Origin of the sequence: Sporosarcina sp. A2 (assembly GCF_050858885.1) — a bacterium.
In the GTDB taxonomy this organism is placed as follows: domain Bacteria; phylum Bacillota; class Bacilli; order Bacillales_A; family Planococcaceae; genus Sporosarcina.
Genome location: NZ_CP193898.1, coordinates 1,692,222 through 1,708,067, shown reverse-complemented (window position 1 = coordinate 1,708,067; position 15,846 = coordinate 1,692,222). Strand labels below are relative to the sequence as shown.

The window sequence follows — 15,846 nt, the reverse complement described above, 5'->3', positions numbered from 1 at the left end:
AAAATTAAAATCAAGGGCTTGTTATTGAAGAAAAACAGCAGTATAATGCGTTAGATATCAATTTCTCTGACGATTTTGTATAAGTGCACTATTATTGTTCTTGATAAATACGGAAAGCTTGTATTTTAATTGGACATTTTGCATGCGTATTCAATTAATCGTCATTTAGAAGTTTTTTGACCATCACTACATAATAGAGGGAGGAAAAAGCTAATGGCCGATAAAGATACAAATAAGCCAAAAGGCAATGGAATCGTAGCTGATCCAAGCCGTCGTCAATTTGTTAAGAATTCAGGGATTGCTGTAGGAGGCGTAGCAGGCGGTGCGCTACTCGGCGGATTGTTTACAAGTCAATTCGGTAAGAATAATGATAAGAAATCTACAAATGGGAATGAAAAAAAGCCAGCTAAGCGGTACGAAGAAGCACGCATGTTTTTCACTCGGTTTGCTGATTTCGCGATATTGGAGCAAGCAGTGGAGCGCATTTTCCCAGAAGACAAAAACGGTCCAGGAGCGATTGGACTTGGAGTTCCGTATTTCATCGATAAACAGCTTGCCGGCCCGTATGGTAATAATGTAAAAGATTATCGCCAAGGTCCATTTACAAATGGGAATGGGACTGCAGCAGATTCTAGCTTGAATCGTGGAGAGATTATCATCAATGGTTTACGTACGATGAGCGAGGAAAGTATGAAGCGTTTTGATGCTAAATTCGATGATGCCACAGCAGAACAACAAACTGAGATTTTGAAAGATTTCGAAGCGGATAAAATTCAACTAAAAGGAATTAGCTCTAAAGCATTCTTTAAATTGTTACGGACGTTAACTCTAGAAGGGGCTTACTCTGACCCATTATATGGAGGAAACAGAGACATGGAAGGCTGGAAGATGAAAGAATATCCGGGCTCGATTGCTTCTTATATGAATATGATCGAGGAAAAAGAATTTATCAAAATGGATCAAGTCAGCTTAACAGATTACCAACCAAAATAATCTAGAAGTGAGGAGTGAGTATTATGGCAAAAACATTGCCGAAAACAGATGTAGTTATTGTTGGTTCTGGTTGGGCAGGCGGTATTGCAGCAGCGGAGCTAGCGAAAAAGGGATATAAAGTAGTGGGTTTGGAAAGAGGTAAAGCTCAGGTACGAGAAGACTTCATCGGATCTAAAGATGAGCTTCGTTATGACAGCCGTAAAGTCATGTTTCAAGATTTAAGCAAAGAGACATTGACGATTCGTAACACACCAGAAGAGGTTGCCTCTCCTAACCGAAGCAACGATACGAATGCGATTAATGGTACAGATACGGGTGGTTCTGGTGTTCACTGGAATGGTATGGTGTACCGCTGGCTTCCGACCGATTTTGAAATTCATAGTAAGACAATTGAGAAGTACGGGAAAGATATTATTCCTAAAGACATGAGATTGCAAGACTGGGGAATTACATATGACGAGCTAGAAACTTATTACGATAAGTTTGAAAAAGCGACCGGCATCTCTGGTGAGCCAGATCCATTGCGTCCAGGCCAACGTTCAGATGAGTACCCGACACCACCACAGAAAGAAACAGAAATTATCCGTACATTTACAAAAGCAGCTAAAGAACTTGGGTATCACCCATATCGAATTGCTTCTGCTAACCTTTCAGAAGCGTATACAAACCCAGATGGTGAAACAATTAATGGATGTGTCTATTGTGCATTTTGCGAATCATTCGGTTGTGACTTCGGTGCAAAAGCCGACCCTATAGCTACAGTACTCGCAACTGCTTCGAAAACCGGAAATTTTGAGTTGCGTAATAATGCGTATGCTGTCCGTATTTTGCATGAAAATGGTAAAGCAACTGCTATTAAGTATATTGATACGGAAACTGGGGAAGAGTTTATTCAACCAGCTGATTTGGTTGTAGTGAGTGGATTTGTGTTCTCCAATACTCGCTTAATGCTTCTTTCTGAAATCGGTAAGCCTTATAACCCTAAAGATGAAACAGGTGTTATTGGTAAAAGTTTAACTGCTCACCAACGTAACTTAACGCATACACGCGTACGTGGTTTCTTTGATGAGAAGAAGTTCAATCGTTATGCTGGAACAGGAGCACTTGGTGTCACGATGGATGACTTTAACCTAGAACAATTGGATCACCGGGAACATGACTTCCTACATGGCTTCTGTTTGAGAACTTCTCAAAGAGGCGATCGCCCGATTTCAAATAACCACGTTCCTGATGGTACGCCTTCATGGGGACCAGAATTTAAAGAAAAATCCTTATTTTATGCGAATCGTCGCATAGATGTACAACAACAAAACGGGGCACTTCCTTGGCGTGAAAACTACATGGATCTAGATCCAACGTACAGAGACGTATTCGGTGATCCGCTATTACGTGTTACTAGTAAATTCCACGACCAAGATCGAAATATTGTGAAATATGCACACCAAAAAGCTAAAGGCTTGCTCGAGCAAATGGGTGCGGATTATGTTACAGTCCCTGAAATCACGGATGAAACCGAATTCGATAAAACGTCATTGTCTGACCATACTGGAGGCGGAGTTATTATGGGAGAAAACCCAGAAACTTCTGCAGTGAATAACTACTCACAAGTTTGGGATATGAATAATCTCTTCGTAGTTGGTGCTTCGTCATTCCCTCATTTAAGCAGCTCAAATCCTACCGCAACAGTCGGTGCTTTAGCATACCGTGCAGCAGAAGGTATGATTAAGTTCTTAGAAAACGGTGGCGGCCAGCTGATTGAAGAAGGAAAAGAAACAGCAACTTCAACAAATAGCTAATCAGTCTCATTAGGAACTGGCGGGGTGAAAACCGCCTTTTCCGTAATACATACTCTAGTAAGGGAGTGCGTCTATGAACGTGAAAAAAGCGGTAATCTACTTTGCAGCCATTCTATTTCTTAGCGCATGCAGCAGTAAACATATTGAAACAAACATGTCAGAAGTCATTCCTAATTTCAGCTATACGTCTCAAGACGACAAACCCTTTGGCTTGCAAGACACTAAAGGAGAGTGGTGGATTGCTTACTTTTCCTATACGCACTGCACTACGGTTTGCCCAAGAACAACTGCCAACATGGTCGGCATTCAAAGTGAGTTGAACAATGAAGGCTACACCCCTCAAATCGTCTCTTTTGGCATAGATCCGGATAATGACACGCCGGAAGTATTAAGAAACTATGCAAAAGATTACGGAGCAGACTTGAACTCGTTTACTTTTTTAACAGGCTATGATTTTGAAACAGTACGAGATCTATCAATCAATACGTTTCGCGCTGTGTTAGAAAAAGGGGCATTGGACCAACGTTCTCATAGCTATTACTTTTATTTGATTAATCCTGATGGTGAGATTGTTAAAAAGTATAACGGTATGAGTGAAATAGATAACGATTTGTTAATAGCAGATGTAAAAACAGTATTGGGGAAGTAGTGTTACAAAGACTTTAATGTAAAAAACAAGAACACTAAGCCTAATTTAAGTTCTATAATCAGTCATAAACCAATCTCTTTTGTATAATGAATAACAGAGGTAATGACCGTGGTAGTCAATAAAAAGAATTGGATGTCCACTGGGGGATTTAACGTATGGCACTAGGAACGAATCGTAAAGAATTAAATGAATGGAAAGAGTCTGTTCGCGCTGGAGAGATTGCCTTTCTTACTCATTATTGGATGGATGAGCGATTTCCAGGTTGCAAGACCGTAACTAAGGTAGGTTGTGCGAATTTGGATCGACTGATTGAATGGGGACTAGGTTATGGGTTAAAACCTGAATGGATAGACTATAAAAAAGATTACCCTCACTTCGATCTGTTCGGCAAAATTGAAGTAGATGCATTGTTGGATGCAGGGTTAACAGAGCGTGTAGTGCGATTCAACTTAATGAAATGAATAATGCAAAAGGTAATTTCATTCGAATATAATTAAAAGCATCGCACTTGAGATGCTTTTTTTCTTTACGTACGAACAAACATTCCCTATACTGATTATAAGGAGGGGAACGAATGTGCGTAAACAATTAGAGAGAGCAATGCATTATCAGCAAACAGTAGATATGATGTACCTAGCCAAGGACGGAAGTATAACGAAACGAAGAGTCAATGTGCTCCAGTTAGGAGAGTCATCTTTCAGAGCCTACTGCCACTTACGTAATGCTAAAAGAACGTTTGCAATCGATTCTGTTTTAGCACTTGTCCCTGTAATCGCGCGTGAAAAAGCTGTGATTTAATAGATATAAGCCTCTAACAAATCAATTTCATTATATAAACGTGAGCCGAAGCATTCCTACTGTTTCGGCTCACGTTTTTACAATGAAGAGTCTAGGTTACTACTCAGATATAATGAAAGGAATGCATACGATATTTTTCCCATAAAACCAATTCGAAAGAACTTTTTGAGCAGCCTCGATAAAACGGCTGCTTTTTGCATGGAGAGAAGCGAAAGAGCTGTTTGAAAGTGTAATTAAAAGATTTAATCTAAAGCAAGCGTATCTCTAGTTGACAATTAGACTGAACATTAACGTAAATCAGTGAATTTTAACAAATTGTAGGTTATAATCCAAAGGGGGGGAATGCAAACATGATTAAGCAATCGCTAATAGAAAATGTGTTAGAAGCCGCCTTATCGACAGGCGGTGATTTTTCAGAGGTTTTCATAGAAGATAAGTTTGTGAATTCGATTGAGTTGCAGAGCGGAAAAATCGAGAAAAGTATATCGGGTCGTGACTTTGGTATCGGAATTCGTATTTTTTCAGGACTTCAAAGTATTTATACGTATACTTCTGACTTCACTGAAGAAGGGTTGATAGAGGCAGCAAAGCGTGCTGCTTTAGCCATTCACGGAGGCGGAAATGGAATTATTCATCCATTACAAAAGGAAATCATTACACCTATTCACACGATTGCTCATCTGCCACAAACTGTAGAGCATGCATTAAAAGTGGCGGTTATGAGAAAGGCAAACGAAATAGCTAGAAATTATGACGAACGAATCCGGCAAGTAGGGATTCGCTATTATGATGAACAACAGAATGTCTTAATTGCAAACTCAGAAGGTAAATTCGTTGAGGATCAACGTGTCCATTCTCGACTAGCGATTGAAGCGACAGCGACGGATGGTGCAGAAATGCAGAGTGGATTCTATGGTCCTGGCGCGCATGCTGGTTTTGAATTTATCGAAAATCTAGATCTCCAGCATTATGCAGGAGAGGCATCTCGTATTGCGGTGACGATGCTAGGTGCAGATGAGTGCCCGAGCGGTAAGTTCCCTGTGATCATTGACAACGAATTTGGTGGAGTTATATTCCACGAGGCTTGTGGTCATGGACTTGAGGCGACTTCGGTGGCAAAGAATAATTCAGTATTCGCGAATCGAATCGGTGAACAGGTAGCACCTGATATCGTGACGTATATTGATGATGGAACACTCCCTAACGAATGGGGTTCCTTGACAATTGACGACGAAGGAGAAAAGACGCGCAAAAATGTGCTTATTGAAAATGGCATTTTAAAAGGATATATGATCGATAAATTTAATGCGCGTCGCATGAATACGGAAGCGACGGGTTCTTCTCGCCGACAATCGTATCGATTTAATCCTACTTCACGGATGACGAACACGTATATTGCGCCAGGCACATCCACACCGGAAGAAATCATAGCATCTACTGAAAATGGGATTTACGCAAAATATATGGGTGGCGGTCAGGTGAACCCTGCAACAGGGGATTACAACTTTGCGGTCGCTGAAGCGTATCTCGTAAAAGACGGTAAGATCGATCGTCCGGTACGTGGTGCAACCCTGATAGGTAACGGTGCGAAGACACTGCAGTTGGTCGACAAAGTCGGAAACAACTTGGCACATGGTGCGGGAATGTGTGGGTCTGTCAGTGGCAGTCTTCCTGTAAACGTAGGTCAGCCTATGTTGCGTATTTCTGAAATTACTGTTGGCGGGACAAAGGGGGAGTAATCATGGGGATTGAATACATTCAAGAAAAACTATTGACGCAAGCAGGGAATGCTAGTTTTGAAGAAGCTGAAGTTTATTATGAAACTTCGAAATCATTTTCAGTGAAAATATTTGAAGGGGAAATCGATAGTTACGAAACATCTGAAGAAGGCGGAATTGGTTTCAGAGGCTTGTACAACGGTAAAATGGGCTACGCATATACAGAGAAAACCGATGAGGATTCCATTACGTTTTTAATAGAACGTGCCAAAGCGAATGCAGAAGCATTAGATGAAGATGACGGAACGGATATTTTTGAAGGCAGTGAAGAATACTCGCAACAATCGCGGTTTAGTGATGCGCTTGCGGATGTCTCTATTCCCGAGAAGATCGCGTTCATAAAAGAAGTGGAAAAGAAGACATTAGCTTACGATTCCCGAATTACTTCGTTAAATTATTGTCTACTTCAAGACTTTGCTGAAGAACGTGTTCTTACGAATAATAAAAGTCTTTCTTTACATGACAAATCGAATGGGGTCATTATCTTCATCTCAGCAGTTGCAAAAGACGGCGATGAAATGAAGACGGGTGGCGCTGTTCGATTGACACGGGATTTTAATTCGTTAGATGCGGATGAAATTGCGGAAGAAGCAGCAGAAGAAGCGCTTTCCTATTTAGGTGAGCAATCGATTCCGTCACGTAAGTATCCCATCATTATGCGGCACGATGCCTCTGCCTCGTTATTAGCGGCATTTACGCCAATCTTTTCCGCTGAAGAAGCTCAGAAAGGTCAGTCGTTGTTGAAAGACAAAATTGGAATGAATATCGGGGCTGAACACTTTAATCTTATTGACGATCCATTCCATCCCGAGGCGTTATTAGGTAGGAACTTTGACGGGGAAGGTGTAGCGACTCACAAAACGGTCATTATATCGAATGGTACATTAAAAACCCTTCTTCATAATCGGAAAACCGCGAAAAAAGAGGGAGTGGACTCTACAGGTCATGCTAGTAAATCCTCCTATAAGAGTACGCTATCCGTTGCACCTGATAACTTATACATTAGACCAGGCGAAGAAAGCCAAGAAGAGCTAATTGCAGCTATTGAGGAAGGTGTGCTGATCACGTCATTATCGGGTCTTCACTCCGGAACGAGTACCACTTCTGGCGATTTTTCAGTTGCTGCGACAGGTTTCTATATAAGAGGTGGTCAAATTGCTTCACCTGTGAAACAGATGACGATTGCAGGGAACTTCTATGACTATATGAAGGCAATCGTATCTGTTGGTTCTGACTTGAAATTTGTACCTGGTGGGTATGGTTCACCTTCTTTAAAAGTGAAAGAACTGTCAGTTACAGTGGAATGATTTATGGTGAAATCCCTGAGTCTAACATAATTCCTCACTTCTTCAACCGCTGTATTTCATCAGCCACAACAAATGCAAGATCATCATTCCCGAACATCTGGAGAACATCCAACATTGTTTCATTGTCGATGTGAAGTTCTTCAAATCCATCATCGCTATCGATAACTTCTTTCAAAACTGAATTGGCGGATTGCTGCGGGTAGGCGGTTTGATAAAGAGCATGCGGATCCAATTTATGGTTAGCACACCATTGTACAAATAGCCGCACCATCAGTGTTTCATCTTCCTTATATTTCTGAATGACTTGTTCGTCAATATTATTAAATTCCATTAGTTGAACCTCCATTGTTTAGCTATGATGTTAGTATATACGATGATTGAAGTTTCTAAAATAAATTAAAGTTAAGGTTGCAATCTCGTGGAATGGTTACTAGTAAGAGATAACAAGGATATTGAGAATCTTTCAAACACATTCGGTGGCTTCCAATATAGTTGTTTAAAGTAATGTTACATGTCGACTGAGAGTTTTGTGGGTGAATGTTTAGGGATGGCTGTTTCCTCAAAAGAATCAGATAAAACTGTAAGCATTCTATTCCAAAGGCAGTATCGAGACCTTTCAGCAATTTAGTTATTGTTTGAAGGCGTAATGGAATTCCACATTTCACACCGACCTCATCAGGATTCCATTTTTCTTGATGCAAAACTAGTTATTCATGACGGATTGATGTATTGGACAGATGATTGGGGCTGGGATCCGAAAGAGAAAGCATCCGAATCCAGTAGTTGGATTGCTGCTAAATCTTTAAAATGGAGAGACGCCAGCAATTGGATGGAAAAACAGAATAGGTACGGTGTTATTGACGGAGAATGATAGGAAGATTTTAATACAACCCGTCTGCTATAATAGTCATCAAAACACAAAAAAAGTAATTCTTTAGAATGTATCAAAACGAATATACATGATTGTTTTGACGGTTGTGTTCGGAACAATTAAATGACTAACTTCAATAATAGAAACAACGTAAAAACCAGCTACCTGAAAAGCTACAGGTCGCTGGTTTTTCGCTAGAGAAATTTAATAACGTTGCATATCTGATTGCACGTAGTGATACAGCAACTGTAACGTACACGCGAGTGATTCCTCATGAGTACGCTCAAATGCGTGTGATGAATCGATACCAGGACCAATCAAACCATGAATAATATCATGTCCTGCTTTAATCGCAGCTGAAGCATCAGAACCATAATACGGATAGATATCCAACTTGTATGCGATGTCATGTTGCTTCGCTAAATCGACTAGTGAGTTGCGGAGGCCAAGATGGTAAGGACCGCTCGCATCTTTCGCACAAATAGATACAGTGAATTCATCCGTAGATTGACCGTCTCCCATTGCACCCATATCGACCGCCAAATACTCGACCGTTTCTTCAGGAATATTCGAGTTACCGCCATAGCCGATTTCTTCGTTATTGGAAATCAAGAAATGCGTCGTATACGGAAGTGAAATCTTTTCCTCATGTATTTGTTTGACAAGCTGCAACAAAATCGCGACACTCGCCTTGTCATCTAAGTGGCGGGACTTGATGAATCCATTTTCACAAAGTTCTACTCGAGGATCGAGTGAAACAAAATCCCCAACTTCGATACCAAATGCACGAACTTCTTTCTCATTCGTTGCTTTTGCATCAATACGAACTTCCATATTCACTTGGTTTCGTTCTGCTTTGCCAGCTTCTTTATAAACATGGACGGAAGTTTGGTGCATTAAAATCGTACCTGTAATCGTTTCACCTGAAGACGTGTGGATCTGGCAATACTCGCCTTCAATCGAATTATAATTATAGCCACCGATTAAATCTAGACGAAGACGTCCATTGCTTTTTACTTCTTTCACCATAGCGCCAAGAGTATCTACGTGCGCTGTCAGCATACGGTGCTCCTCGCTGTTTTCACCAGCTATTGTCGCAATGAGCCCACCTTTTCGATTGCGCTTCGTTTCTACGTCGAAAGGTTTTAAATATTCCTCCACAAAAGTAATAACCTCTTCTGTGAAGCCGGAAGGGCTTGGAATCGATACGAGTTGTTCAATCAGTTCTTTTGTTTCTGCTGTGTCGGGTTGATTAATCATATGTATTCTCCTCTCGAAATGGTTCGTCTCTCTAAGTTTATCGTTTTATAAGAATTGTCACAACTTTTGAAGCTAGGAAAGTGACAAAATGGAACGTTTTTATTTAATATTCACTCATCACTTCGATTCAAAAGCATTTATCTTGTATTGGTTATTTGTATCGTATAGGATTTAATCGTACGCGATATATAAAAAGGGAAGAGGAGTTTTTACATGAAATCACTTTACGAAACGACAATTGTTAATACGGGAGGACGAGATGGATCAGTTTTTTCACCAGATAATATCTTCTATTTAGATGTAGCAAAGCCAGCAGCACTTGGCGGGGAAGTGACAACTGCAACAAACCCTGAGCAATTGTTTGCGGCAGGATATAGCGCTTGTTTTAACAGTGCACTCGAACTTCAATTAGAAAAAGACAAAGTAGAATTTGAAAGTAGTGAAGTCATCGCGACGGTTGCACTCTATCCAGATAAGGAAGATCGAGGCGTGAAGCTCGGGGTCAAACTGGAAGTTACAATTGAAGGTGTGGATCATTCGGTTGCTGAAGAGTATGCGCTCAAAGCACACACGTACTGTCCGTATTCTAAAGCGATGCGTGGTAATATAGAAGTTGAAATTTCTGTTAACTAAAAGGAGGAATTCGAATGACTTCAATCTATGATTTTGAAGTAAAACAACCGAATGGTGAGCTGCTGTCATTGAAGGAGTATGAAGGAAAACCGCTTGTGATTGTTAATACAGCGAGCAAATGTGGATTTACGCCACAGTTCGGAGGATTACAAGAATTATATGAGAACTATAAAGATCAAGGACTCACTGTGCTAGGTTTCCCGTGCGATCAATTCAACGACCAAGAATTTGACAATATTGATGAAACTACGGAGTTTTGTCAAATGAATTATGGTGTCACCTTCCCAATGTTCGCTAAAATAGACGTGAATGGGGACGAGGCAGATCCGCTATTTGATCATTTGACGACAGAGCAAAAAGGAATGCTTTCAAAAAAAATTAAATGGAACTTTACGAAGTTTTTAGTTGATCGAAATGGCCAAGTTGTTGAACGATACGCTCCACAAACAGCTCCTGAAAAACTGGCGAAAGATGTGGAAAAGCTTTTATGATGAAAGATTTCAATTCACTCGAGAAACAACTATGTTTTGCTGTATACGAAACAGCCGGAGAGTTTAACAAACTGTACTCAAGTGTGTTGAAACCATTTGGTCTAACGTATCCTCAATATCTAGTACTACTGTCATTATGGGAACAAGATGCAGTGACAATGAAAGAACTTGGAGAGCGGGTACATCTCGGTACCGGGACGTTGAATCCGATGATTACCCGTATGCAAGAAAATGGTTGGCTCCGAAAAGAGCGCTCTACAGAGGATGAACGAAAAGTATATGTGACTCTTGAAGAAAAAGCGTACAAAGAACAAAGTAGCATTACTAAACGGGTTACTGAAGAAGTTCAGCTTTGCAACATCAGCTTAAATGAATATGAAGAATTGATGGAGCGACTGAATGAGCTGCATGGGAAATTGAAGCAACGCTCTAAATCCATTGATGCGTAATGGTGGATGCCTTTACCTATTCAAACAAGCAGAGAACCTGATTGAACTGTCTCTGCTTGTTCGTTATTGTGAAAAGTAAGTGACAGTCCTATTAAGACAGTCTTTCCAGTGAAGTTTATAGATAGAAGATCCACGCAATTACAGGCCCAAGTACTGATCCGAAAATAGCTGAAAGAGTCATGGCGACGGAGCTCAAAGACGCTTCCTGTTCGCCGTATTCAATCGCTTTAGACGTTCCGATTGCATGAGTGGCAACGCCTAAACCGATACCACGGCCAAGTGTGCTATCCAACTTGAAGAACTTTAAAAAATAAGGGCTCAGAAGAACACCTGTGATACCCGCAATGATAACGAAAACAGCTGCGAGTGCTGGAATACCGCCTACTTGTTCGGAAATCTGCATCGCAATAGGTGTTGTAATAGATTTTGGCAATATGGAGAGGACGAGTTCCTTAGAAAATCCTGCACTTTTGGCAAAGAGCACTCCTGTTACCATTCCTGTCAAACAACCAGTAAAAACACCTGTTAAAATCGGATAAATCTGGAGTTTAAGCAGTGCTCGCTGTTTATATAAAGGAATCGCTAAAGATACAACAGCAGGTCCGAGCAGTTGGTTAATCCATTGTCCACCAATCATATACGTTTCATAAGGGATATTGAACACGACGAGAATCACAATGATCGTAATTGTAGTCGTAATAATAGGAACTAAAAATGGGAAATGAAACTTCATGTAAACTACATTCATCAAAAAGTAGATGACGATTGTTAGGAGTATGAAACCTATTGCAACACCTATCAATTGCATTCAGACCCCGCCTTTCTCTTACCCAGTCGCTTCGCAACGGTTTGGCTGACGAAACTGGCTACACCCATCGTCAAAAATGTACTAACTATTGTGATGGGTATAAGTAAGCTACCTTTACCCGAAAAGAAATGGCCATAGTTCATGACAGCGACAGTTGCAGGGATGAAGAAAATCGGCAAAACGGATAATAGAGAATGTGCTCCCGATTCGATCCATTTTAAAGATAAAACATTCATACTTAGAGCTCCCCAAACTAATAACAAACCAATAATGCTTCCTGGAAGAGGAATTTGCAGAAAGTCGTGTAACCAGCTTCCTAACAAATAAAAACCATAAAGAAATACAACTTGAACTAGCTTAATGAAGAGATTCATGGAAGCTATTCCTTCTTTCGTTAAATTCGTATGCGTGAGTGATCTAAAGATAGAGAGGACATGAGCTGCCTCCTATTAACACTTCATGTACTTAGTATAATAAAGGGATAGCATCAAACGCAAAAAACATTGTTTTCAGTATTCGGTGAATTCCTTTAGGTAGTATATTGGTCTTCAATCAGACAAGCAGATAATTTGAAGGTCAAAAATAGTCAGTGTATAATACGTATATAGGTCAAAGATAGTCAAGGTCAGAACTTAATATAGATAATGATTTTAAGGAGGAACCCAACTATGAGATGCCAACATTGTGAAAAAAATGAAGCAACAATGAGTTTAATACTTCAAATGAATCAACAGAAAATGCAAACGAATCTGTGCCGTTCATGTTTTCAAGAATTAAATGGGAAGTTGAGTGCGGGAAATATTCCTTCATTCAATCAAGAAGCCAATCAGTTTTTCCAAGAAAATGGTGGTAAACAGGCACAAACTCAAGTAAGACACCAAGAGAATCATGAACCTGGTTTACTAGATCAGCTCGGTAAGAATTTATCCGATGAAGCACGCGTTGGGGGAATCGATCCCGTCATAGGACGTGACTCAGAAATTAAGCGTGTAATTGAAACGTTAAATAGAAGAAATAAAAATAATCCTGTATTGATTGGAGAGCCTGGCGTCGGCAAAACAGCAATTGCAGAAGGTCTTGCGGTGAAGATCCATGAAGGGGACGTGCCAGCGAAATTGCTAGGCAAAGAAGTGTATATGCTCGACGTGGCATCGCTCGTTACGAATACAGGAATTCGAGGCCAGTTTGAAGAGCGGATGAAACAGCTCATCGAGGAATTGGAAACGCGACAAGATGTATTGTTATTCATAGATGAAATCCACTTACTTGTTGGAGCAGGAACAGCAGAAGGCTCACAGATGGATGCAGGCAACATTTTGAAACCTGCACTTGCACGGGGCACATTGCAACTGATTGGTGCAACAACGTTGAAAGAGTATCGTCAAATCGAGAAAGACGCAGCACTTGAGCGTAGATTCCAGCCGATTCTTGTAAAAGAACCGTCTGCGGAAGACGCTATTAAAATTCTGAACGGTATCAAAGACCGATACGAGCAATTCCATGAAGTGAGTTACTCGGAAGAAGCCGTGCAGGCGTTTGTAATGTTGTCAGAGCGCTATATACAAGATCGTTTCTTACCAGATAAAGCGATTGATTTGATGGATGAAGTGGGGTCACGTTTGAACCTTACTCAGACTTCATCTAATGCAGAATCATTGGAAACGCGCTTGCAACAAGTAGTTCAGCGAAAAGAACGAGCAGCCGAACAAGAGAATTATGAGAAAGCGGCGACGTTACACTCAGAAGAAGTTTGCTTACGACAAAAACTCGAAGAGACACAAAAATCGAGCGAAGTCAGTCAGTCAGTAGTGACCGTTGCGGATATCGAACAGATTGTAGAAGAAAAAACGGGGATTCCTGTAACGAAACTACAATCAGCGGAGCAAGCGAAAATGAAATCACTTGCTGAAAATCTCAGCAAGAAGGTCATTGGTCAGACTGAAGCTGTTGAAAAAATAGCGAAAGCGATTCGACGCAGTCGTGCTGGATTGAAATCTAAAGAACGTCCAATTGGATCATTCTTGTTTGTCGGTCCAACTGGTGTCGGGAAGACAGAAATTACGAAAGTGTTGGCAGAAGAATTATTTGGTACACGTGATGCGTTCATTCGCCTCGATATGAGTGAGTATATGGAGAAACATGCGGTGTCCAAAATCATTGGTTCGCCTCCAGGATATGTCGGTCATGAAGAAGCGGGACAATTGACGGAACAGATCCGTCGGAATCCATATTCAATTCTGTTGTTAGATGAAATCGAAAAAGCACATCCAGACGTTCAAAATATGTTCCTTCAAATTATGGAGGATGGTCGGTTAACGGATTCACACGGCCGTACGGTCAGCTTCAAAGATACGGTCATCATTATGACAAGTAATGCAGGAACGGGTATAACTAAAAAAGTGAGTGTTGGATTCAATCAGACAGAGCATGACTCTGTAGCAATGCTCGACATGTTAGGGGATTATTTCAAACCTGAGTTTCTAAACCGTTTCGATACGATTGTCTCATTCAATGAGTTAACGGAAAAGAATCTACTGGAGATTGTTGACTTGATGTTAGTGGATCTACAAAAAGCTATCCAAGAAAACAACATTGAAATTACGATTACTGAAGAAGCGAAACAAGCTCTAGTCAATCTAGGCTATGACAAACGTTTCGGTGCTCGACCACTTCGTAGAGTGATCCAAGACAAAATCGAAGACCCACTGACAGATCTATTGTTGGACGAAGAGACTGTTGGAAAAGTTAGCGTAGAAGTTGATGGCGAAGAGATTGTAGTTGTAAAGATGTAATCAATAATGAATTTAAAGAAACTACCTTTTGCTAATAAGCAGAAGGTAGTTTCTTTTTTACATATAGAGCAACCTATTTGATCGTTTTCATCTTACATATGGGATAAACAGTTTGATGTTACCTGCGTCAAACTTACCAATTTCAGCTATATATCACTGTCAGAATGTTGTATGATTAGATTTGAAAAACTACATAGGTGTTGAGTAGGAGGGGGAACAATGGATTCACAGCCAGGACTCAGAGTCTACCTGGTGACTATTGCAGGAGCGGTATGTTGGGGTCTAATCGGATTATTCATCGCTCCTTTATACGCACAAGGGTTCACTGCTTGGGATGTCGTTGCGATACGGGCAATTTTCAGCTTTATATTCTTACTCGTTATTATGCTTGTCTTTTACCCGGAACAGTTACGCACCCGATTGAAAGACCATCTCTTTTTCGCTAGTGCTGGCATCTTTAGTTTGGCGTTGTTTAACTATTTTTATTTCGAAGTGTTTTCTAGGTCGAACCTATCTCTCGCAGTGACGCTCTTGTATACAGGGCCACTATTCGTAACGATTTTGTCGCGTATCTTCTTTAAGGAACCCCTCACGATCCGTAAAGGATGGGCATTGGCATTTGCCATTACAGGCTGTGCGTTTGTTGTTGGCTTATTGCCACTCGGACAGCAAAGTATTCCAGGAATGACGCTGCTTATGGGTGTGCTTTCAGGATTTTGCTATGCGCTTTATAGCATATTCACAAAACCTGTCACGAAACGATATTCCCCTTTGACGATCACGACATACACATTTTTTTATACAAGTGTTTTCATGTTGCTAACTAGTGATGTGTTGACGAAGGTGGATAAATTCCAAAACATCAATGTCTTAGTTTCCGCGCTGCTTTTAGCATTGGTCTCAACAGTTGCTGCGTATGTTTTATACACATCAGGACTGAAATATTTAGAAGCGGGGAAGGCATCTATTTTAGCAACTATCGAACCGATTATTGCAGTAATGATGGGTGTTTTGTTCCTAGGGGATCAGTTATGCGGGTGGCAAGTGTTGGGGGTTGGTTTGGTGTTGTATTCCGCTGTACTTGTGGCGGGGAGAAGATATAAAAAGGTCCTTTGAATAACCAAGCAATAACTACTGAAATGAAAAACTATAAATAGAAAACAGGAGGAGAAAAGCCAACACGCTTTCTCGTCCTGTTTTCATTTAAACTAACTTATTGAA

Annotated in this window: 17 protein-coding genes; 13 read left to right on the top strand and 4 right to left on the bottom strand. The window is 40.6% G+C overall.

From position 1 onward, the window contains the following. The first annotated feature begins 213 nt into the window (after positions 1-213). The 7 genes from ACRPI0_RS08465 (at position 214) to ACRPI0_RS08435 (ending at position 7,321) form a co-directional block, all read left to right on the top strand. Positions 214-993, top strand: a complete 780-nt coding sequence (locus tag ACRPI0_RS08465) for a gluconate 2-dehydrogenase subunit 3 family protein (RefSeq protein ID WP_432352010.1) — start codon at positions 214-216, stop codon at positions 991-993. 23 nt (positions 994-1,016) lie between these two features. Continuing rightward, positions 1,017-2,789, top strand: coding sequence for a GMC family oxidoreductase (locus ACRPI0_RS08460; RefSeq protein WP_432352008.1), 1,773 nt, complete (start codon positions 1,017-1,019; stop codon positions 2,787-2,789). 73 nt (positions 2,790-2,862) lie between these two features. Further along, positions 2,863-3,438 carry an SCO family protein gene (locus tag ACRPI0_RS08455; RefSeq protein ID WP_432352006.1) on the top strand — a complete coding sequence of 192 codons (576 nt, stop codon included), beginning with the start codon at positions 2,863-2,865 and terminating at the stop codon, positions 3,436-3,438. 155 nt (positions 3,439-3,593) lie between these two features. Beyond that, complete coding sequence (locus ACRPI0_RS08450) at positions 3,594-3,899, top strand: hypothetical protein (protein ID WP_432352004.1); 306 nt, start codon at positions 3,594-3,596, stop codon at positions 3,897-3,899. Positions 3,900-4,014: 115 nt separating this feature from the next. Further along, the gene (locus ACRPI0_RS08445) at positions 4,015-4,236 is read left to right on the top strand and encodes a transcriptional regulator (RefSeq protein ID WP_432352002.1); all 222 of its coding nucleotides are present in this window, start codon (positions 4,015-4,017) and stop codon (positions 4,234-4,236) included. Positions 4,237-4,586: 350 nt separating this feature from the next. Continuing rightward, positions 4,587-5,975 carry a TldD/PmbA family protein gene (locus ACRPI0_RS08440; protein WP_432352000.1) on the top strand — a complete coding sequence of 463 codons (1,389 nt, stop codon included), beginning with the start codon at positions 4,587-4,589 and terminating at the stop codon, positions 5,973-5,975. Between the two features lie 2 nt (positions 5,976-5,977). Beyond that, complete coding sequence (locus ACRPI0_RS08435; RefSeq protein WP_432351998.1) at positions 5,978-7,321, top strand: TldD/PmbA family protein; 1,344 nt, start codon at positions 5,978-5,980, stop codon at positions 7,319-7,321. Between the two features lie 34 nt (positions 7,322-7,355). Here the strand turns inward: ACRPI0_RS08435 and ACRPI0_RS08430 are convergent, their stop codons facing one another. Beyond that, the gene (locus tag ACRPI0_RS08430; RefSeq protein WP_432351996.1) at positions 7,356-7,652 is read right to left on the bottom strand and encodes a hypothetical protein; all 297 of its coding nucleotides are present in this window, start codon (positions 7,650-7,652) and stop codon (positions 7,356-7,358) included. Between the two features lie 315 nt (positions 7,653-7,967). Between ACRPI0_RS08430 and ACRPI0_RS08425 the strand changes: the two genes are divergently transcribed. Beyond that, the gene (locus ACRPI0_RS08425) at positions 7,968-8,192 is read left to right on the top strand and encodes a hypothetical protein (protein ID WP_432351994.1); all 225 of its coding nucleotides are present in this window, start codon (positions 7,968-7,970) and stop codon (positions 8,190-8,192) included. Between the two features lie 204 nt (positions 8,193-8,396). On the opposite strand, the gene ACRPI0_RS08420 is transcribed toward ACRPI0_RS08425, so the two are convergent. Further along, on the bottom strand, positions 8,397-9,452 hold the full coding sequence (locus ACRPI0_RS08420; protein ID WP_432351992.1) for a M42 family metallopeptidase: 1,056 nt from the start codon (positions 9,450-9,452) through the stop codon (positions 8,397-8,399). Between the two features lie 213 nt (positions 9,453-9,665). Here ACRPI0_RS08420 and ACRPI0_RS08415 point away from each other — a divergent pair, with 213 nt between their 5' ends. The 3 genes from ACRPI0_RS08415 to ACRPI0_RS08405 are packed head-to-tail and all read left to right on the top strand — an operon-like array spanning position 9,666 to position 11,025. Continuing rightward, complete coding sequence (locus ACRPI0_RS08415; RefSeq protein WP_432351990.1) at positions 9,666-10,085, top strand: organic hydroperoxide resistance protein; 420 nt, start codon at positions 9,666-9,668, stop codon at positions 10,083-10,085. Between the two features lie 14 nt (positions 10,086-10,099). Continuing rightward, complete coding sequence (locus ACRPI0_RS08410) at positions 10,100-10,576, top strand: glutathione peroxidase (RefSeq protein ID WP_432351988.1); 477 nt, start codon at positions 10,100-10,102, stop codon at positions 10,574-10,576. Then, positions 10,573-11,025 carry a MarR family winged helix-turn-helix transcriptional regulator gene (locus tag ACRPI0_RS08405; protein WP_432351986.1) on the top strand — a complete coding sequence of 151 codons (453 nt, stop codon included), beginning with the start codon at positions 10,573-10,575 and terminating at the stop codon, positions 11,023-11,025. Before ACRPI0_RS08410 ends, ACRPI0_RS08405 begins: the two co-directional genes overlap by 4 nt. Before the next feature lie 115 nt (positions 11,026-11,140). Here the strand turns inward: ACRPI0_RS08405 and ACRPI0_RS08400 are convergent, their stop codons facing one another. Continuing rightward, positions 11,141-11,833, bottom strand: a complete 693-nt coding sequence (locus ACRPI0_RS08400) for an LrgB family protein (RefSeq protein WP_432351984.1) — start codon at positions 11,831-11,833, stop codon at positions 11,141-11,143. Continuing rightward, a complete protein-coding gene (locus ACRPI0_RS08395; protein WP_432351982.1) occupies positions 11,824-12,207 on the bottom strand; it encodes a CidA/LrgA family protein in 384 nt (127 codons plus the stop codon). Before ACRPI0_RS08395 ends, ACRPI0_RS08400 begins: the two co-directional genes overlap by 10 nt. 294 nt (positions 12,208-12,501) lie before the next feature. On the opposite strand from ACRPI0_RS08395, the gene ACRPI0_RS08390 reads away from it, so the two are divergent. After that, positions 12,502-14,625: an AAA family ATPase gene (locus ACRPI0_RS08390; protein ID WP_432351980.1), complete on the top strand. Its 2,124-nt coding sequence runs from the start codon at positions 12,502-12,504 to the stop codon at positions 14,623-14,625. A 219-nt stretch (positions 14,626-14,844) separates the two neighbouring features. Continuing rightward, positions 14,845-15,741: a DMT family transporter gene (locus ACRPI0_RS08385; protein WP_432351978.1), complete on the top strand. Its 897-nt coding sequence runs from the start codon at positions 14,845-14,847 to the stop codon at positions 15,739-15,741. Positions 15,742-15,846 lie beyond the last annotated feature (105 nt).